The following is an 18,354-nucleotide window of genomic DNA, read 5'->3' on the forward strand; positions in this document are numbered from 1 at the left end:
TGGCCAGAGAGCGAGCCTATATTTGATCATTGTCTGGGACAACGATGCTCGGTCGCAATTCGTATCCGTCATGCGGTGGACACCATGCTCTCAGTATGGACCGGCGAAAGCGCAGCCCTGGAGGGTGGTGGGTTTGAAGGCTAGAATTTAAGTCTGGAGGCCCGGTCCAAACCTGCTGCCGGGTGGAAGGGCGCTTGGAGTTTATAGACGGCCATGTTCACCGCGGTCGAAGCGTAATCGGCAGACTTCGACCGAGAACATTGGATCGTCCTATGCTCCATCCATCGATGAGATTCTCGCCTTCGAACATCGCCGCTTTGAAGAAAGCTCTGCGGCGGCAATATCCGCACATCAAGTCGTCGCACCTCGATGAAGCCATCGCCGCATCTTTTGGCTTCAACTCATATGCGGCCATGCGTCCGCCGCTGCATCAGCTCGGCGCCTATGCGAGACTGATCGTCGTGACTGACCATTTGCTTATGCTGCTTCGACTGGAGGGGCTTGGATATCGGAGCATTGCTCGGGAGGCGCTGCATCGCCTCCTCTGGAACATTGAGTGCCCGGATGACAGATATGACCGCGCGGTGGGAGAAATCATCCAGGCCCGCAGGAGGCCGGCGGCCGCCAACGCGGAATAGCTGCTCGCGCAGCGCATCAACCGCCGTTAGGGTCAATGTGGCTGACTGGTTCCGGCCGTTGTCCGCGGACAACGCGAGCCTGCGCGCCATCCTCCGGCCTTCCTCATTCTTGTGCGTTGTAGATTATGCGGCGTGAAGAAGGCGCGTGTTATCCTTGGGTGTTGAGCTCGCGCCTCGGTGAGCACCTCCGTTGGCTCCTTTCGGCTCGAACGGTCGGCTGAACTTCGAGCCCGCGTAGCAGGGAGGAGCGGCCATGCATATCTCTCAAGCATTGATGGCCGCCATCGGCGTGTCGAAGGTGCCCCTCGACGGCAAGGACGCGGTTGTCCGCTCCGGCAACGATGCGCCAGGCTGCGCTGCGCCGGCGATGGCCGGTGGCGAGCGGACGGGGCGGGTTGCCTTTAGCGGACCTCATCATGGGCAATGGCCGAACGATGGCGCTTGACTGCCACGTTGTCCGCGGACAACCGGTTCCCGCTTAGGGGAGGAGCTTACAATTGGGTCGAGAGTGCCCATCGGAGCCCGTGCGGAACGCCGTCGTTCCCTACCACTCCTGTCCGGTGCGGCATTTTCCAACCACCCTCATGCTGAGGTGGGAAGCCCTGGAAGGGCGAGGCTCGAAGCGCGTTGCAGCGCCGCTGGTGCTTCGATCCGCCGGGCGCTCGGCGCAGCCGCATTGCCCTTCGAGGCCCTCGCAGGCGGGGCTCAGGGTGAGGTTCTCTGGACGCTGGGTGCTGGCTCTCGCATGGCGGACGAGGTTGCCTTGAGGGCATGCATAAGCGCGAGCAATCGAGCGGCGCTGGGTGGGGCAGTCGGTTATCCGCGGGCAGCCGGGTCATGCTTGTCATGCGGCGTTGAGGTGCTCCATCCAATTCGAATGGTGCCCCCGGGTTGCCAAGGCCGCGCATCAGATTTCTGTCGGGGCGGGCGGCTGAATTTGATGTAGGACTTCTAGTGGGATGGATCCCAGCAAATGCGCGCTTCGCGTTCCCGCGCACAGCGTCGTCGGCGACTCTGTTCTGTTGATCTGGCGATCTGAGGCGAAGCCACCACTTTGGCGCCATCATGATCCTGATCGAGGCGAGCTGTCTCGGCCCCGTCAGGATATGCTTGTAGACCTCGCCGAACGAGGCGCCGGTTTATCCATCGGCTCCGATGCCTGTCGTGGATAACAAGGCCAACTCTGCCGGCCTTTGCCGCCGGGGCTATTGGTGAAGGCAGAGCTGCACGGCGGATTTGTCGCGCAGGCGTTTGGCGCGATCTCCGCCCAGAGACGATGATAGTGGGTCTCATTTTCCAGCCAAAATCCCGCTCATAGAGAGCTCCGCCGTTTCAATTCAGGCGGCAAAGGCCGTCAAACCATCGCCGTTGGTAAATCTGTCAGAAATACCCGACGTGGCAGTAGCGTAACCAAACTCCACTTTTGGTTCCGTAGCGCGGAGCCATCTCAATAAAATCAGTGGTTTATAATCCGAGAATCTGTGGCGGATCTGGGTTCTTTCAGCGCGCCGGGCCCCTCCCCTCTTCCGAATCTTCGCGAGAAAGCAATGGCTTGCATCTTTTAGCGGCACTCGGGCGTTATCCACGCAGCAAATCGGAGGGATAGGGTAATGGCAGACGCGCTTCACCTCAAGAGGTTCCCCATCGCCGCTCTCATAATGGCCGCGGCGGTCGGTGCGTTTATGTTGGTGGAGGCGCGACAGCAAGCTTCGATGGCTCCCGGGAAAACCGGCCGGGCGGGTGACGATCATGGGCGCAGCGCCGCCACGCCGGAGGCTATTCCGATGAGCGGTCTTCGCGATGTATTCTGGCGCCTCTTTCATGAGGTCCTCGACGACCGGGTCACCCTCATTGCCGCGGGCGTCACCTTCTATCTGCTCCTGGCCCTGTTCCCTGCTCTGGCGGCCTTGGTCTCGCTGTATGGCTTGATCGCCGATCCCGTAACCATCTCCGAACATCTGCGCGAACTGGCTGTCCTCCTGCCGCCCGGCGCTTTCGATCTGCTTGCCGATCAGATCAAGGCGCTGGTCGAAAACCGCGAGAGCACGCTCGGGATAACCTTTTTCGTCGGTCTCGGTATTGCGCTCTGGAGCACGCATAGTGGCACGCTGGCGATCTTCGACGCGATGAACGTCGCCTATGAGGAGAGGGAGAAACGCAGCCTCGTGCGGCTGAACCTGATCGGCCTCTGCTTCACGCTATGCGCGATGCTCTTCGCCGTCATCATGGTGGTGCTCGTCGGCGTCATGCCGGTCGTGCTCTCCTATCTCTGGCTCGATCAGTTCAAGGAGCAGATGGCGCTTCTCCTGAGATGGCCGCTGCTTCTCTCCGTCGTGGCCGTGGCCGTGACACTGGTCTACCGCTTCGGTCCGAGCCGCGAACCGCCCAGAATACGGTGGATGACCTGGGGCGCAGTCCTGACCGCCGTGGCCTGGGCCGCCATGTCGCTCGGCTTCTCCTTCTATCTCGAGCATTTCGCCAATTACAACGCGACCTACGGTACCCTCGGCGCACTGATCGGTTTCCTCATCTGGATGTGGCTTTCCGTCGTCATTCTCATCGTCGGCGCGGAGCTCAATGCCGAGCTGGAGCATCAGACGGCGCGGGACACGACGACGGGCCACCCGCTGCCGATGGGCGTGCGCGGAGCCTATGTCGCGGACACTTTGGGCGAGACCGTGAGCTGATCGCTAAGGAGCAGCCGTTGATGACTGCTCCTCGCATGTGATTTTGATGTACCTTATCTCTCGGCAGGCTCGATAGAGGAGACGATCATGACCGCCCCGCATCCTTCCAAAACCCACATCGGCAATCACGCGCTGCACCCCGAAACGCAGATGCTGAACTACGGCTACGATCCCGAACTCTCGGAAGGGGCGGTCAAGCCCCCGGTGTTCCTGACCTCCACCTTCGTCTTCAACTCCGCCGAGGACGGGCGCGATTTTTTCGACTACGTCTCGGGTCGGCGCGAGCCGCCGGCCGGCAAGGGCGCCGGCCTCGTCTATTCACGCTTCAATCATCCCAACAGCGAGATCGTCGAGGACAGGCTTGCCGTCTATGAGCGGGCCGAAAGCGGCGCACTGTTTTCCTCGGGCATGGCGGCGATCGCCACCACCCTGTTCGCCTTCGTGCGGCCGGGCGATGCGATCCTGCATTCCCAGCCGCTCTATGGCGGCACGGAAACCTTGCTGGCAAAGACCTTCCTCAATTTCGGCGTCGCCGCCGTCGGCTTTGTCGATGGCGTCAGCGAGAGTTCGGTACAGACGGCGGCCGATGAGGCCGTCGTCAAGGGCCGGGTCTCGGTCATCCTGATCGAAACACCAGCCAATCCGACCAATAGCCTGGTCGACGTCGCAATGATCCGGCGTGTGGCCGATGCGATCGGCGCAAAGCAGGGGCATACGCCGATCATCGTCTGCGACAATACCTTGCTCGGGCCGGTGTTCCAGCGGCCGATCGAGTATGGCGCCGACATCTCGCTCTATTCGCTGACCAAATATGTCGGCGGCCATTCCGATCTGATCGCCGGCGCCGTTCTCGGCCGCAAGGCGGTGATCAAGCAGGTCAAGGCGCTGCGCGGCGCGATCGGCACGCAGCTCGATCCTCATTCCTGCTGGATGCTCGGTCGTTCGCTGGAAACCTTGCAGCTGCGTATGGAACGGGCAAACAGCAATGCGCGGGCTGTCGCCGATTTCCTGCGCGATCACCCGAAGGTCGAGAAGGTTCATTACCTACCCTACCATGATTCGGAATCGCCATCGGGCCGCACCTTCGCCGCGCAATGCACTGGCGCCGGCTCGACCTTCTCCTTCGACATTCGCGGGGGCCAGCCGGCCTCGTTCAAATTCCTGAATGCGCTGCAGGTCTTCAAGCTCGCCGTCAGCCTGGGCGGCACGGAATCGCTTGCGAGCCACCCGGCGACGATGACGCATTCCGGCGTGCCCGCTGATGTGCGTGAGCGCATCGGCGTGCTGGAATCGACGATCCGCCTGTCGATCGGCATCGAGCACCCGGATGATCTCATCGCCGATCTGGAACTGGCGCTGCAGGCGGCCTGAGGCAGTCGGGGGGCGATCCCGGCGCCGCCGGGCATCGTGGGCGGCCTGCCGGTCGTCGATCATCAGCTCGGTCTCGTCGGAGTTCACCCCGATGCCGGCAGGAACCTCGCCTTCAAAGCACCGAGGATGCCGCCACATTCGAACCTGCCGTTGTTGATGGTGTAGGTCGTGTTCATCCAGGTTACCGTGCGTACGGTTCTCGCTGCGACGCTCATGGCAATTTCCTTCCGAGGTTATTTGGGGGCTCTCCCTCTTGCCAGCCACGGACTTCCGGGAGAGGCCATACCGGCGGATATCTTCTGCGCCTAGGCCCAGCATGAAGATCGTCGCCTCAGGAAAGCGCGACAGCCTCGAACAGCGCCGTCAGCCCGATGCCGCCGCCGATGCCGATCATGGCGAGACCGGTTGCGCCGGGAGCGCCGCTGCGGACCAGCTGAGTATGTAGCCGGGTAACGAGAATCGCGCCGGATGCACCGAAGGGATGGCCCAATGCAATGGCGCCGCCTTCCCTGTTGACCGCGTCCGAAGAGATTTCGAGCTGATCCAGCGAAGCCAAGACCTGGGCGGCGAAAGCCTCGTTGAATTCGATGGCGTCGACGCCGGAGAGCGTGAGCGTTGGCTGGCGCTTCAGGAGCTTCTTCGTCGAGGCGACCGGGCCGATGCCGAGCAGGTTGGGATCGACGCCGGCGGCGGCGCCGTCGATGAAGGCAAGTCCCTTTTTGATGCCGAAGCGTCTTGCCATGCCGCGGCGCATGATGAGCACCAGGCCGGCGCCGTCATTCACAGGGCAGGCGTTGCCTGCCGTCACCGAGCCGTCGGCCAGGAAGACCGGCCGGAGTTTTGCGAGCGCCTCGAGCGATGTCGTAGGGCGCGGGCACTCGTCGCGTTCGCTCAGTCCGTGAGCGGTGGGGATCTCAATGATCTCCGGCCGGAAGACATCCGCTTCGGCAGCCGCAACGGCGAGCCGGTGGCTGCGCAGGGCGAATTCATCCTGCCGCTGCCGCGAGATGGAAAATTCTCGCGCGACGTTTTCGGCGGCGATGCCCATATCCGGGTCGCCCACGGATTCGGGGGAAAACCGGGCGCGGCCGTAAAAGCGCGGCAGCGCGCCATTGGCTTTCGGCCTTTCGACACGCCATGGCGCGGTGCTGACGCTTTCCACGCCGCCTGCGAGAAAGCAGGCGCCGGCCTTTGCCTGGATCAGCCGGGCAGCCATGATGATCGCCTCAAGGCCGGAGCCGCATTGCCGGTCGATGGCGACCCCGGGAACGGCAACAGGCAGGCCGGCGGCGAGTGCCGCCAGCCGACCGATGTTGCCGCCGCCGCCGGCGGCATTGCCGACCAGCACATCGTCTATATCCTCGGGCACGATCGCCGTTTCGGCGAGGATGCGGCGGATGATCGGCGCAAGCAGGTCTTCGGCCGTCACCGTCGCAAGCGCGCCGAAGGCCCGGCCGATCGGCGTGCGGTAGGCGGCCACCACAACCGGCTGCCAATCCTCGTCAGGCTGGTAGGCGTAGGACAAGACCGTCTCCCGCAGTGACTGCTGCTTCCACCCGCCCCCTTAATATCTTGCCGCTGCTCGTCATCGGCCAGGAGGCGATATGGTAGAACTGCTTGGGAATTTTGAACCTGGCGAGCTTGTCTGCGCAATGGCTGGCCAGAATTTTTGCATCGACCGCCTCGCCCGAGACGACGGCGACGATCTGTTGGCCGTAATAGGCATCCGGCAGGCCGAAGACGACGGCATCCTCGACCCCGGGGCAGGTTTTGAGGGCGCTCTCGACTTCGGCGGGATAGACGTTGTTGCCGCCCGATATCATCATGCCGCCCGCCCGCCCGATCACCCGCAGCATGCCGCCGGCATCGATCTCGCCGAGATCGCCGACCGTCGCCCCCGCCTGCGTCACCCGGAACGCCTGGCCGTCATCGCCCCAGAGATAACCGTCGGCGATCAGATCGCTTTTCACGAAGATGGTGCCCGGCACATCGGCGCCGACATCGTTTCCCTCGGGGTCGCGGATGGAGATTCCGACGCCGGGATAGGCCTGCCCCACCCGGTCGATCGGGAAATCGACCGGCCCGCCGACGAGCGTCGAGACCGTCATGAAGCCGATCTCGGACGCGCCGTAATATTCCCGGATGCGCGCATTGGGAAAAAGCCGGCGCATGGATTCGACTTCGTTGAGGTTCAGCTTGGCGCCGGCGGTGAGAACGTCGCGCATCGCGGTCAGAGCCGGTTCGCCGGCAGAGGCCCGCGCGATGCCGGCGATATGGGTCGGGACGGCAACCAGCCGTTCGATCTTTTCGAAGGCGAGAATGCGCGCGACAGAAGCCGGGTGCCATTTCCGCACCGAATGAAAGGTTCCTCCGGCATCGAGCGCCTCGACCAGGGCGTAAAGCGCCAATCCATGCGCGAGAGCGCCGGGGCAGAGGGTCGAGGGCCCGTCTGCGAGTTCGAAGACGAAACGCCCGCGATCGAGGCTGCGGCGCCATTGCTCGCGCGAGCGGAAATAGGCTTTCGGCTCGGCGGTGGTGCCTGATGTGAAGCCGATCAGGAAGATGCCCTCGGCATCGCAAGGCAGGTCGGCTGCGGCTGCGGAGAGATCGAAGGGCTCGGCGCCGGCGACGACGACTGGAATGTCGAGCCTGCGGGCGATCTCGGCACCCGGCGCGGCATCATCATCGACGACGAGTATATCCGGCGCCAGCCGTTCGATGATCCGCTCGATCCTTTCCGGCGGCATCATCGGGTCGATGACGGCGCAGGCATTCGGCAAGGCGGTCGCCGCCGTGAAATATTCGGCAAAGCCGATATGGTTGCCGAGGCTCAAGGCCACGAGCTTCCCGACGCCGGGCAGATGGTGCGCCCGGTTGCCGGAGCGCGGAAGCTCATGGAGAAAGCGGCAGATCGCCCGGGCATGCAGATAGAGCGCGCCATAGCTCAGGGTACTGCCGTCGATCACTAGCGCCGGCTTGTCGGGCCTGTCCTTGGCGTGGCGAAGAAGCTCTGCATGGATCGGCATGGATCAGTCCTGCGACAAGGCGGCTCTGGTCGCCTCGGGAATCGGCGTCGGGCGGCTGTCGGAGAGGCTGACGCAGACCCAGATAAGGCCGGCCGATGCGCAATGGGCACCGTCGCGCCGTCGGAAAAGCTCTATCGCGAAAGAGAGGCTGGAGCGCCCGATCCGTTCGACGGCGACCTTCGCCTCGATGACGTCGTCAATATCGATGGGATTGTGAAAGGTGATCTCCGCCTTCTTCACGTGATAGCCGACCCCGGAGGATGTATGGCGGAAGTGGCTTAGAATCTCCCGGTGCCGCAGGAACTCGACGACGGCGTCCTCGCAATAATCGAGATAGACCGAATTATGGACATGGCCATAGACGTCGATATCTCGCATCGAGACCCGGAAGGATGCTAAAGGCCTGTCGTCGACACTCATTCGATCACCGAAAATTGGTGGGCTGTTCTAACCGCGAGTGCGTGGGGGATGCAAATGCAATATCAGGCCGTCGTGCGAAAATTCGGCCCGGCTCAGGAAGTCGTCGGCATCGAGCGGACGCCGCTGCCGGTGCTGCGGCGCGACCAGGTTCGGGTGCGGCTGCTGGCGCGCTCGATCAATCCTTCCGATATCATCACCATTTCGGGCGCCTATGCCGGCCGCACGACCCTGCCCTTCGTCCCCGGCTTCGAGGCCTTCGGCGTGGTCGAAGCCTGCGGCGAAGATGTGTACGGGTTGCCGCCAGGGACGTGCGTGCTGCCGGTGCGCAGCGCCGGCGGCTGGCAGGAGTTCAAGGATACCGACCCCAACTGGTGCCTGCGCGTTCCGGACACACTCTCCGATTTCGAGGCGGCCACTAGCTATGTCAACCCAATGACCGCCTGGCTGATGTTGCACAACAAGATCGGGCTGAGATCGGGCATGCGCATCGCCGTCAACGCCGCCGCCTCCTCGATCGGATCGATCCTGATCGGCCTCGCCAATACGATGGGCGTCGAACCGGTGGCGATCGTCCGCAGCGAAGACTCCCGCCAGCGCCTGCGCGGCCGGCTCGAGACGGTCATTGTCGACAGGGAGGACAGCGACCTGGCAGCCGGGCTCGCCGGCCGGCATGGGCTGGACGCCGTGCTCGACTGCGTCGGCGGCCCGCGCGCCTCGGTTCTTGCCGATGCGCTCAAGCCCGGCGGACATTTCGTGCATTATGGCCTGCTCTCCGGTGAGAGCATCCCGAATTCCTTCTGGGCCTCCCACCCCGATATCATCTTCTCCTTTTGCCATCTGCGGGAATGGGTTCATTCCGAAGCAATGGATAATGTCCAGCGCGCCTATTCCGAGGTGGCGGCGCAGATCGCTTCGGGGGTGATCGCGACCGAGGTGCGGGAGGTCTTTCCGCTGGAAAGGATCGGCGAGGCACTGCAATCCGCCGTTCCCTTCCGGACAGGCGGCAAAGTGCTGCTCGCCTGAGGGGCATCCGATCAGAGCTTTCATCGGAATGACAAAGGATCGGCCGAAGTCCGCCAGCTCATATTCCACACGCGGCGTCATCTCGGGATAGCCCGTGCGGCTGATATGTGGGTCATCGCGCGCTGACCTGGGCGGGCGGCTAGGTGAGCGATAGCCGCGTCGCGCACCAGTCCCATACCGCGTCCACGGCCTTTCGCGGTGATGCCAAGCGTTTGCGGACGAGGAAGTAATCGGGACCGACGGTCGCCGTCGTGTCCGAGACCTGGATCAGTCGCCCAGCCTCGAGATCGGCCGCCACGAAGGCGCTGCATGCGAGCACCACGCCTTGGCCGGCGAGTGCCGCATCCAGAGCCAGCGTCGTGTGGTTGAATGCCGCGCCGGACAGCTTCTCGCGGCTTCCCAGGAATACCCGCCAGTGATCTTGCGAGTCATGCAGGAGCGGCAGGCTGCGAAGCGCTTCGTTGGCGAGCGGAAGGGTGAGACCTTTGACCAGATGCGGGCTCGCGACCGCGACCAGTTGCTGGCGAAACAGCAGCTTTGCCTGCAGGGTCGCCGGAAAAGGCTGCCGGGTGAGGCGCACGGCGATATCCACCTGGTCGCGATCGAAATCCGCCAGCGCCTCGGTGGCGACCGTTCTCAGGTCTATGTCGGGAAGGGCGGTGTAGAACTCGGCGAGTCGCGGTATCAACAGCTTTGCGGCGACGGTCGGGGTGACGCTGATCGTCACGGTGTCCGGCCGCGCGAGAAGCCGTCCCGTTGCCTCGCCAAGCGTATCGAGGGCTCGGGTCACCTCCGCCAGATAGGCCGCGCCCTGCGCAGTCAGCGCGAGCCCGCGGGGAAGGCGCTGGAACAGCATAAGGCCGAGCTGACTTTCCAGACCGCGGACCTGCTGTGCAACCGCCCCTTGCGTGATGCCGAGCTCCTCGGCGGCGGCGCGGAAATTCAACCTGCGGCCGGAAACCTCGAAGGCACGCAGCGCATTCAACGGCGGCAGCTGGCGGCGGGATTGAGTCATTGGCATATCCAGTAGATTTTCTACAGTCTCGCATGTTTGTTTCTCGCGCGAAAGTCAGCACCGCATCTGTCATAATGCCTCGGAAATTCAGCAGTCGGAGATTTCAATGTCTGAACAAAAAGTCGCTCTCATCACGGCAGGCGGATCCGGCATGGGCGCCGCAGCCGCAAGGAAACTGGCTGCGGACGGCTATCGCATCGCGGTTCTCTCCTCCTCCGGCAAGGGCGAGGCGTTGGCAAAGGAACTCGGCGGCGTCGGGGTCACCGGTTCCAACCTGTCCAATGACGACGTGAAGCGGCTCGTCGATCTCTCGATGGAGCGATGGGGGCGCATCGACGCGTTGGTCAATTCCGCCGGCCACGGACCGCGTGCGCCGATCCTCGACCTCTCCGACGAGGACTGGCACAAGGGAATGGAGGTCTATTTCCTGAGCGCGGTGCGCCCGATCCGGCTGGTCGCGCCGATCATGGAAAGGCAGGGCGGCGGCGCCATCGTCAATATCTCGACGGCTTGGGCTTTCGAACCCTCGCCGATGTTCCCGACCTCGGCGGTCTTCCGCGCCGGCTTGGCGAGCTTCACCAAGATCTTCGCGGATACCTATGCGCCCAAGAATATCCGCCTGAACAACGTCCTGCCCGGCTGGATCGACAGCCTGCCAGCCACCGAGGAGCGGCGCGACAGCGTCCCGATGCGCCGCTACGGCACCAGCGAGGAAATCGCGGCAACCATCGCCTTTCTCCTATCCGAAGGCGCGGGCTATATCACCGGCCAGAACATCCGCGTCGACGGCGGCATCGCCCGTTCCGTCTGAGCGGGAGCCTGACCGTGGATCTGACTGATATAGACGCCTCGGCATGGGCGGAGCTCGAAACGGCTGCGGCAAACCCGCAGTCGGCGTTCCGCTATCTCAATCTCTGTTCCGTCGATACCGAGATGAGGCCCCAGGCGCGTATGGTCGTGTTGCGGGGAGCCGACAGATCGGTGCGGCGTCTCGAATTTCATACGGATTCGCGCAGCTCGAAATGGCTGGAGCTTTCCGCAAATCCTCATGTCACGGTCCTCGGCTTCAGCGCGGAGAGCCGGCTGCAGCTTCGGCTTCAGGGAAAGGTCGAGCTTCATGGGCCGGGCAGCGGAGGGGCCGACGCCGCATGGAACAGGCTGGCCGCGCAGACGCGGATGACCTATGCCGGCGGGCCGCCTGGGCAGGAGCGGGCCTTCGAAACGATCGACATGGCAGAGCCTGCGGCTGAGGTCGAGGCAAAGGCGCGTTTCGGCCTGCTGATCTTTCGGGCGAGGACGCTGGACTGGTTCCAACTGCGCCAGCAGGACAATCGCAGGGCATTGTTCTGCTATGACGAAGCCGGCGCCCTCTCCTCTTGCCGCTGGCTCAATCCCTGACCTGAAATCGCCGCGCTTTCGCGTTGAGCCGAGGGCAGTCAATCGATCCTCGGAGGTTCCGATTTCGGCGTCGCCAACCCGGCCGGGATCAGATAGCATCGTCGGGCAAGCCGCAAGGCTGTCAAAGCGGCCGGCCGGCCCGGAGAGATGCGATGACGAAGCACAGATTCCTGATGTTCGCGGTGCTCACGCTCGGCACGGCATCGCCGGTGTCCGGCGTCCTCGCTGCGGCGCAGCCGATTTTCTGGAGCGCCTTGCGGCCGGCCGATCAGGCCAGGGCGACGGTGCCGCTGTCACCCAAAACGGTCAGCGGCCCGCAGGGCGAAACCCTGGTCTGGCGTCACGAGGGCCAACCGGTCGAACTGACGGGCTTCGTCCTGCCGACCGATCAGGACGGTGATCTCGTCTATGAATTCTTGCTGGTGCCCTGGGCCGGGGCCTGCAGCCACATGCCCTCCCCGCCGCCCAACCAGCTGGTCCGTGTCATCCCGCAGGAGCCGCTGCATCTCGGAAAAATCTATGAAACCGTCACCGTGACGGGCACGTTGCGGCCCGGCCTGGATCAGGCGCAGTTCTTCATGATCGACGGCGTCCGCGTCCTGTCCTACGGGTACAGCATGGGCCATGCCGAGGTGGCGAAGGCGACGATGATGAAAGATCCCGATCTGCTGTCGCTATCGCCTTTCGGTGTGGTGCCGCGCTAGCGAAACCGCAGAGATTTCTTGCGCGAACGCCGCCGATCACAAGGCATTCAATAGATGCAAAAAACCCGGGCGCGGCCGAAACCGCGCCCGGGCAAAATGTGCTGAACCGATCAGACGAGGTCGAAGCGGTCGGCGTTCATCACCTTGTTCCAGGCGGCGACGAAGTCGTTGACGAACTTCTCCTTGGCGTCGGCCTGGCCGTAGACTTCGGCAAAGGCGCGCAACTGCGAGTGCGAGCCGAAGATCAGGTCGACGCGGGTGCCGGTCCACTTGGCTGTACCGGTCTTGCGGTCGCGGCCTTCATAGACACCTTCCTTGCCGGCGGCGGGAACCCACTGCGTGCCCATGTCGAGCAGATTGACGAAGAAATCGTTCGTCAGCGTCTCGGGACGGGAAGTGAAGACGCCATGCTCGGGGTTGCCGGCCTTCAGCACGCGCAGGCCGCCGACGAGGACGGTCATCTCGGGTCCGGTCAGCGTCAGCAGCTGGGCGCGGTCGACGAGAGCCTCTTCCGGCTTCATGAACTGCCGGCCGCCGACATAGTTGCGGAAGCCATCGGCGCGCGGCTTCAGCGCGGCGAAGGAATTCGCGTCGGTCTGGGCTTCGGAGGCGTCCATGCGTCCCGGCGTGAAGGGCACGCTGACGGCATGGCCGCCGGCCGCTGCCGCTTTCTCAACGGCGGCTGCACCGGCGAGAACGATCAGGTCGGCGAGCGAGATCTTCTTCGCCCCGGTCTGGGCGGCGTTGAAGTCCTTCTGGATGCCTTCGAGAACGGCGAGCACTTTGGCGAGCTGCGCCGGCTGGTTGACTTCCCAATCCTTCTGCGGGGCAAGGCGGATGCGGGCGCCATTGGCGCCGCCGCGCTTGTCGGAGCCGCGGAACGTCGAGGCCGAAGCCCAGGCGGTCGAAACGAGTTCCTGCACGGAAAGGCCGCTGGCGAGAACTTTGGCCTTGAGATCGGCAATGTCCTTGACGTCGACGAGCGGATGATCGACGGCGGGGACGACGTCCTGCCAGATCAGGTCTTCGGCCGGAACTTCCGGGCCGAGATAGCGTACCTTCGGGCCCATGTCGCGATGGGTCAGCTTGAACCAGGCGCGGGCGAAGGCGTCGGCGAACTGATCCGGATTTTCCAGGAAGCGGCGCGAGATCTTCTCGTAGATCGGATCGAAACGCAGCGCCAGGTCGCTGGTCAGCATGGTCGGCAGGTGCTTCTTGCCGGCCTCATAGGCGTCCGGAATCGAGGCTTCAGCGTTCTTGGCCCGCCACTGATGCGCACCGGCCGGGCTCTTCGTCAGTTCCCATTCGTAGCGGAACAGGTTTTCGAAGAAATGGTTGCTCCACTTGGTCGGCGTCTGCGACCAGGTAACTTCAAGGCCGGCGGTGATGGCATCCTTGCCGACGCCGGTGCCGAACGAGCTCTTCCAGCCGAGGCCCTGGTCCTCGATCGCGCCGCCTTCCGGCTCTGCGCCGATGAAGGACGGGTCGCCTGCGCCATGCGTCTTGCCGAAGGTATGACCACCTGCGATCAGCGCCACGGTTTCTTCGTCGTTCATCGCCATGCGGGCGAAGGTTTCGCGGATGTCGCGCGCCGAAGCGAGCGGATCGGGGTTGCCGTTCGGACCTTCCGGGTTGACGTAGATGAGGCCCATCTGCACGGCGCCGAGCGGCTCTGCCAGCTCGCGTTCGCCGCTGTAGCGCTCGTCGCCCAGCCAGGTGCCCTCGGGGCCCCAATAGAGCTCTTCCGGCTCCCAGACATCGGCGCGGCCGCCGGCGAAGCCGAAGGTCTTGAAGCCCATGGATTCCAGGGCGACGTTACCGGTGAGGATCAGAAGATCGGCCCAGGAGATGCGGTTGCCGTATTTCTGCTTGATCGGCCAAAGCAGCCGGCGGGCCTTGTCAAGGTTGGCATTGTCAGGCCAGCTGTTGAGCGGGGCGAAACGCTGCTGACCCTGGCCGGCGCCGCCGCGGCCGTCGGTGATGCGGTACGTGCCGGCGCTGTGCCAGGCCATGCGGATGAAGAGACCGCCATAGTGGCCGAAGTCGGCCGGCCACCAGTCCTGCGAATCTGTCATCAGCGCGGTAAGATCCTTTTTCAGCCCGTCGAGATCGAGCTTCTTGAACTCCTCGGCATAGTCGAAGGCCTTGCCCATCGGATCGGCGCGGCCGGAATTCTGATGCAGAATCTGCACATTCAGCTGGTTCGGCCACCAGTCACGATTGGATCTGGCGCGCGGTGCATTGCCATGGGCTACAGGACATTTGCCTGCGCTGTCAGTGGGGTTGTCCATGATCGTCTCCTTCATTGCTGTCTGCGGTTCAAAAGATGAGCCGAGCCGCTGCCCCACTCTCTCCCTTGCAGTCTTCATATCGGAAGCGTTCAATAATTTTAAGTTGGATTTACTGATTGCTGCGATAAGTTGAGCTTATGAAAAATCTTACCTTGAAACAGCTACGTTATTTTGAAGCCCTGGCGAGGGATGGCCGCTTTCGCCGTGCCGCCGATGCCTGCGCCATCTCCCAGCCGGCGCTCTCCATGCAGATCAAAGAACTTGAGCAAGAGTTGGGCAGCGAGCTCTTCGAGCGCAGCGCCCGCGAGGTGAAGCTCACCCCGTTCGGCCGGACCTTTGCGCTGCGCGTCCGCGATATCCTGCGCGCCGTGGACGAGCTCGGCGAGTTTGCCCGCGCTTCGCGCGATAGCTTCCTCACGCGCCTGCGCATCGGTATCATCCCGACGATCGCTCCCTATCTGCTGCCGGCGATTATAAACGATCTCAACCGAAGCTTCGCGGGAATTCAGATCGAAATGCGGGAGACCCAGACGGCCAAGCTGGTTCAGGAACTGGCGCAGGGTCAGCTGGATCTGGCGATCGTCGCGCTGCCGGTGTCGGAACCCTCGCTGACCGAACTCGAGCTGTTCAGGGAAGAATTCGTGCTGGTCAGGCGGCACGAGGACGGCGACAAGCCGGTGCCCGAACGCGAGGCGCTGCGCGAAATGCGGCTGCTGCTGCTCGAAGAGGGGCACTGCTTCCGCGACCAGGCCCTGTCGTTCTGCAAGGTCGGGCCGGCCCGCCCGCGGGAAATCATGGAGGGCAGCTCGCTCTCCACCCTCGTCCAGATGGTCGGCGCCGGCATCGGCGTTACTTTGATCCCGGAGATGGCCGTTCCGGTCGAAACACGCTCGGCCCATGTCTCGATCTCCCGCTTCCCATCGCCGCAGCCATCTCGAACGATCGGCATGGTCTGGCGCAATTCCACGCCGATGGCCAAGCAGTTGCAGGAGGTGGCCGAGGCGGTGCGCCGCGCGGCGGAGGCGATGCGCGAGGAGTATGCCGGTGGGTGACGGACAATGGCTGTCTTCGTTGGTGCTCAATTCCCGTCCCCCTATGGGAAGGGATTGGCGAGAAGAAAGGGGTCAGCGCCTTCGTCTTACGGCCGTCGCTTGAATGTATGTTCGGCTGTCGGGAACTTCCGTGTGCGCACCTCCTCGGCATAGGCGGCGGCGGCTTCCGCGACCCTCTTGCCGAGTTCGTCATAGCGCTTGACGAAACGCGGCGTGAAATCGTTGAAGAGCCCCAGAATGTCGTCGGAGACCAGGACTTGGCCATCGCAGGCGGCGGAGGCGCCGATACCGATGGTCGGCACATGCATGGCTGAAGTCACTTCGCGAGCAAGCGGTTCCACCGTGCCTTCGACGACGACGGCAAAGGCTCCCGAGCCGCCGATGGCATGCGCGTCGCGCCGGATCTTCGACGTCTCGTGTTCCGAGTGCCCGACGGAACGATAGCCGCCGGCGGTCTGGACCTGCTGCGGCATCAACCCGATATGCCCCATGACCGGGATTCCGCGCTTCGTCAAAAAGGCGATAGTCTCGGCCATCTCCTCGCCGCCTTCCAGCTTGACGGCGTCGCAACCGGTTTCCTGCAGTATCCGCACGGCGTTGCGGAAGGCGACCTCTTTGGATTCCTGGTAACTGCCGAACGGCATGTCGACGACGACGCAGGCCTTGGCGACGCCGCGCATCACGGCCTTGCCGTGGGCGATCATCATGTCGAGCGTGACGCCGATGGTGGTCTCCATGCCATAGAGAACCATGCCGAGCGAATCCCCGACCAGCAGCAGGTCGCAATGCTCATCGAGCAGCCGCGCCATCGGCGTGGTGTAGGCGGTCAGGCAGACAATCGGTTTGCCGCCCTTCATGGCTGAGATGCGGGCTGGAGTAAAACGCTTCTGGGATCCGACCGCACTCATCTGCTCACGCCCTTTCCCGGCAAGCCCCGCTCGCCGATAATCCTGTCGTTCCCGACGATCCTGTTGTCGAGAAGCCGCGTCGACCCGACCCGTACGAAGAGCGCCACGACAACCGGCGCCGTGATCGAGGTGACCGGCTGCAGGGTCGAGGCGTCCCTGACCGCAACGACCTCGGGCTTTGCCAGCGGTTCGCGGTTGAGAAACGCCGTCAGCTTCACCTCGAGTTCGCCGGCATCCGCAAGGCCGCCGGCGACGAGACGCTCCGCCTCATCGAGGGTCTGCGGGATGATCACCGCGGCTCGCCGCTCCGCCTCGCTGAGATAGACGTTGCGCGACGACAGGGCGAGGCCGTCGCCGTCCCTGACGGTCGGTACGGCAATGACACGCACCGGCACGGCGAGATCGTCCACCATCCGCTTGATGATGACGACCTGCTGGTAGTCTTTCTCTCCGAAGTAAGCGGTCTGCGGCTGCACGATGTTGAAGAGCTTGCTGACGACGGTCGCGACGCCGGCGAAATGCCCAGGCCGCACCGCGCCCTCCAGCTCGCCGCCGAGATCGGGAAGGTCGACGACGGTCTGCATCGGGCGGGGATACATGTCCTCGACACCGGGCGAAAAAAGGAAATTGACGCCGGCCTGTTTCAGCATGGCGGAATCGCGCGCCAGATCGCGCGGATATTTGCTGAGATCTTCCGTCGGGCCGAACTGCAGGGGATTGACGAAAATCGAGACGACGACGATGTCGTTCTCGGCGCGGGCGCGGGCGACAAGCTGCATATGACCGGCATGGAGATAACCCATGGTCGGAACGAGGCCCACGGTCCGCCCCTGCCGCCGCAATGCATCGAGCGTGTGGCGCAACTCGTCAATGCTCGAAAAAACCCGCATATATCCTCCCCGCTGCCGGTCGCATGATCTTGGGCGCGGATATGAAGTGTAATCGATGCGGCAGGTCAATCCCACATATCTCGATAAAAACGATTAGATGGAGCGGCGGCCGACAAGACCGGGCTCTATCAGCCTCAAACGGCTTTTCGCTGGACGACGCTCCTCCTGCTTCTTAGATGCTTGCAGCGGAACCGGCGACGTGCGACCTCGGTTACTCGCCCTGTCCGTCAAGATACCATCACAGTCGGTCGCTATGGAGGATGCATGGAGAAGCCCTGGAAGATCAGCCGCGGACCGATTGCGGCAACCGAGCTCGACGTGGAGAAGGCAAATGCGATCAACACGCTGTTGATCCGGCCGGTCGGCGTCCTTCCAGCCAAAGCGGGAGATCCGATCCTCCCCTTTGCCGTCGGTCTCTTCAACGAGCTTCGCCCTCTTCTGAAGCCCGATGCGGGCGTTACGACGCTGAGGCGCGCGACGGCTGCCTATGTCCACTGCCGCCGTTACTATTTCGCCAGCGCCCAGCCCGATTCCATGCGCCACGGCCTCGATGGCGATCCCATCGAACCATTGTCGGCAGAAGACCGGCTGGTCGCGCAAAAACGCTTCCTGAGCCTCAAGCAGAATGCCGGAAAAGCCGAGGCGGCCGAAGAGGCGGCGCCGGTCCCTCCTCCGGTGTTGACCAAGAGCGAACAGATTCGCGCAGCCCTGCTCGGCAAGAGGAATGCCGCCAGATAGGCTGGACCGCACTTTGATCTTGTCCTGATGCCGTCCGGCATCTGCCTTCGGCTCGTCGCCGGGAAAGCACCATGATCGGCAAGTAGACGGAAGCGATAACCTGATATTGTATTTCGAATCACACACGTATTTGTGGATGTAATTCTTGGTTTACAGTGCATTAATGCTATTGCGCTAATTTTAGCATCATCAC

At 63.3% G+C, this 18,354-nt stretch carries 18 protein-coding genes; 10 read left to right on the forward strand and 8 right to left on the reverse strand.

The features are described from left to right. Window positions 1-272: 272 nt before the first annotated feature. The 4 genes from J2J99_RS23115 (at window position 273) to J2J99_RS23130 (ending at window position 4,696) form a co-directional block, all read left to right on the forward strand. Window positions 273-638, forward strand: a complete 366-nt coding sequence (locus tag J2J99_RS23115) for a hypothetical protein (RefSeq protein ID WP_168302409.1) — start codon at window positions 273-275, stop codon at window positions 636-638. A 253-nt stretch (window positions 639-891) separates the two neighbouring features. Beyond that, window positions 892-1,083 carry a hypothetical protein gene (locus J2J99_RS23120; protein WP_168302410.1) on the forward strand — a complete coding sequence of 64 codons (192 nt, stop codon included), beginning with the start codon at window positions 892-894 and terminating at the stop codon, window positions 1,081-1,083. Between the two features lie 1,165 nt (window positions 1,084-2,248). Next, a complete protein-coding gene (locus tag J2J99_RS23125; RefSeq protein ID WP_168302411.1) occupies window positions 2,249-3,325 on the forward strand; it encodes a YihY/virulence factor BrkB family protein in 1,077 nt (358 codons plus the stop codon). 87 nt (window positions 3,326-3,412) lie between these two features. Next, window positions 3,413-4,696 carry a cystathionine gamma-synthase family protein gene (locus J2J99_RS23130; RefSeq protein WP_168302412.1) on the forward strand — a complete coding sequence of 428 codons (1,284 nt, stop codon included), beginning with the start codon at window positions 3,413-3,415 and terminating at the stop codon, window positions 4,694-4,696. An 83-nt stretch (window positions 4,697-4,779) separates the two neighbouring features. On the opposite strand, the gene J2J99_RS34505 is transcribed toward J2J99_RS23130, so the two are convergent. The 4 genes from J2J99_RS34505 to J2J99_RS23150 all read right to left on the reverse strand — a co-directional run bounded on the left by J2J99_RS34505 (window position 4,780) and on the right by J2J99_RS23150 (window position 8,142). Continuing rightward, window positions 4,780-4,911 carry a hypothetical protein gene (locus J2J99_RS34505; protein WP_259664549.1) on the reverse strand — a complete coding sequence of 44 codons (132 nt, stop codon included), beginning with the start codon at window positions 4,909-4,911 and terminating at the stop codon, window positions 4,780-4,782. A 116-nt stretch (window positions 4,912-5,027) separates the two neighbouring features. Continuing rightward, window positions 5,028-6,221: a thiolase family protein gene (locus J2J99_RS23140; RefSeq protein WP_168302413.1), complete on the reverse strand. Its 1,194-nt coding sequence runs from the start codon at window positions 6,219-6,221 to the stop codon at window positions 5,028-5,030. Then, window positions 6,199-7,722, reverse strand: a complete 1,524-nt coding sequence (locus J2J99_RS23145) for a class I adenylate-forming enzyme family protein (RefSeq protein ID WP_207600980.1) — start codon at window positions 7,720-7,722, stop codon at window positions 6,199-6,201. The genes J2J99_RS23140 and J2J99_RS23145 overlap by 23 nt, the downstream gene beginning before the upstream one ends. 3 nt (window positions 7,723-7,725) lie before the next feature. Continuing rightward, entirely contained in the window at window positions 7,726-8,142 is a 417-nt protein-coding gene (locus tag J2J99_RS23150; RefSeq protein WP_168300341.1) for an acyl-CoA thioesterase, read from the reverse strand. Window positions 8,143-8,196: 54 nt separating this feature from the next. On the opposite strand from J2J99_RS23150, the gene J2J99_RS23155 reads away from it, so the two are divergent. Continuing rightward, window positions 8,197-9,165: a zinc-dependent alcohol dehydrogenase family protein gene (locus tag J2J99_RS23155; protein WP_168300342.1), complete on the forward strand. Its 969-nt coding sequence runs from the start codon at window positions 8,197-8,199 to the stop codon at window positions 9,163-9,165. A gap of 139 nt (window positions 9,166-9,304) precedes the next feature. On the opposite strand, the gene J2J99_RS23160 is transcribed toward J2J99_RS23155, so the two are convergent. Next, window positions 9,305-10,180: a LysR substrate-binding domain-containing protein gene (locus J2J99_RS23160; protein ID WP_168300343.1), complete on the reverse strand. Its 876-nt coding sequence runs from the start codon at window positions 10,178-10,180 to the stop codon at window positions 9,305-9,307. Between the two features lie 106 nt (window positions 10,181-10,286). Between J2J99_RS23160 and J2J99_RS23165 the strand changes: the two genes are divergently transcribed. The 3 genes from J2J99_RS23165 to J2J99_RS23175 all read left to right on the forward strand — a co-directional run bounded on the left by J2J99_RS23165 (window position 10,287) and on the right by J2J99_RS23175 (window position 12,282). Continuing rightward, window positions 10,287-10,991, forward strand: a complete 705-nt coding sequence (locus J2J99_RS23165; RefSeq protein WP_168300344.1) for an SDR family oxidoreductase — start codon at window positions 10,287-10,289, stop codon at window positions 10,989-10,991. A gap of 14 nt (window positions 10,992-11,005) precedes the next feature. Next, on the forward strand, window positions 11,006-11,578 hold the full coding sequence (locus J2J99_RS23170) for a pyridoxamine 5'-phosphate oxidase family protein (protein ID WP_168300345.1): 573 nt from the start codon (window positions 11,006-11,008) through the stop codon (window positions 11,576-11,578). A gap of 152 nt (window positions 11,579-11,730) precedes the next feature. Further along, window positions 11,731-12,282, forward strand: coding sequence for a DUF3299 domain-containing protein (locus J2J99_RS23175; protein ID WP_168300346.1), 552 nt, complete (start codon window positions 11,731-11,733; stop codon window positions 12,280-12,282). A gap of 110 nt (window positions 12,283-12,392) precedes the next feature. On the opposite strand, the gene katG is transcribed toward J2J99_RS23175, so the two are convergent. Continuing rightward, window positions 12,393-14,573: a catalase/peroxidase HPI gene (gene katG, locus J2J99_RS23180; RefSeq protein ID WP_168300347.1), complete on the reverse strand. Its 2,181-nt coding sequence runs from the start codon at window positions 14,571-14,573 to the stop codon at window positions 12,393-12,395. A gap of 137 nt (window positions 14,574-14,710) precedes the next feature. Here katG and J2J99_RS23185 point away from each other — a divergent pair, with 137 nt between their 5' ends. Further along, window positions 14,711-15,625 carry a hydrogen peroxide-inducible genes activator gene (locus tag J2J99_RS23185; protein WP_168300348.1) on the forward strand — a complete coding sequence of 305 codons (915 nt, stop codon included), beginning with the start codon at window positions 14,711-14,713 and terminating at the stop codon, window positions 15,623-15,625. 86 nt (window positions 15,626-15,711) lie between these two features. On the opposite strand, the gene panB is transcribed toward J2J99_RS23185, so the two are convergent. Together panB and panC are read right to left on the reverse strand one after the other, a co-directional pair. Continuing rightward, a complete protein-coding gene (panB, locus tag J2J99_RS23190) occupies window positions 15,712-16,533 on the reverse strand; it encodes a 3-methyl-2-oxobutanoate hydroxymethyltransferase (RefSeq protein WP_168300349.1) in 822 nt (273 codons plus the stop codon). Beyond that, window positions 16,530-17,423, reverse strand: a complete 894-nt coding sequence (panC, locus tag J2J99_RS23195) for a pantoate--beta-alanine ligase (RefSeq protein WP_168300350.1) — start codon at window positions 17,421-17,423, stop codon at window positions 16,530-16,532. The genes panB and panC overlap by 4 nt, the downstream gene beginning before the upstream one ends. A gap of 264 nt (window positions 17,424-17,687) precedes the next feature. Here panC and J2J99_RS23200 point away from each other — a divergent pair, with 264 nt between their 5' ends. Further along, a complete protein-coding gene (locus J2J99_RS23200) occupies window positions 17,688-18,161 on the forward strand; it encodes a ProQ/FINO family protein (RefSeq protein ID WP_168300351.1) in 474 nt (157 codons plus the stop codon). The last annotated feature ends 193 nt before the right edge of the window (window positions 18,162-18,354 follow it).

It is taken from the genome of Rhizobium binae, assembly GCF_017357225.1.
In the GTDB taxonomy this organism is placed as follows: Bacteria; Pseudomonadota; Alphaproteobacteria; order Rhizobiales; family Rhizobiaceae; genus Rhizobium; species Rhizobium binae.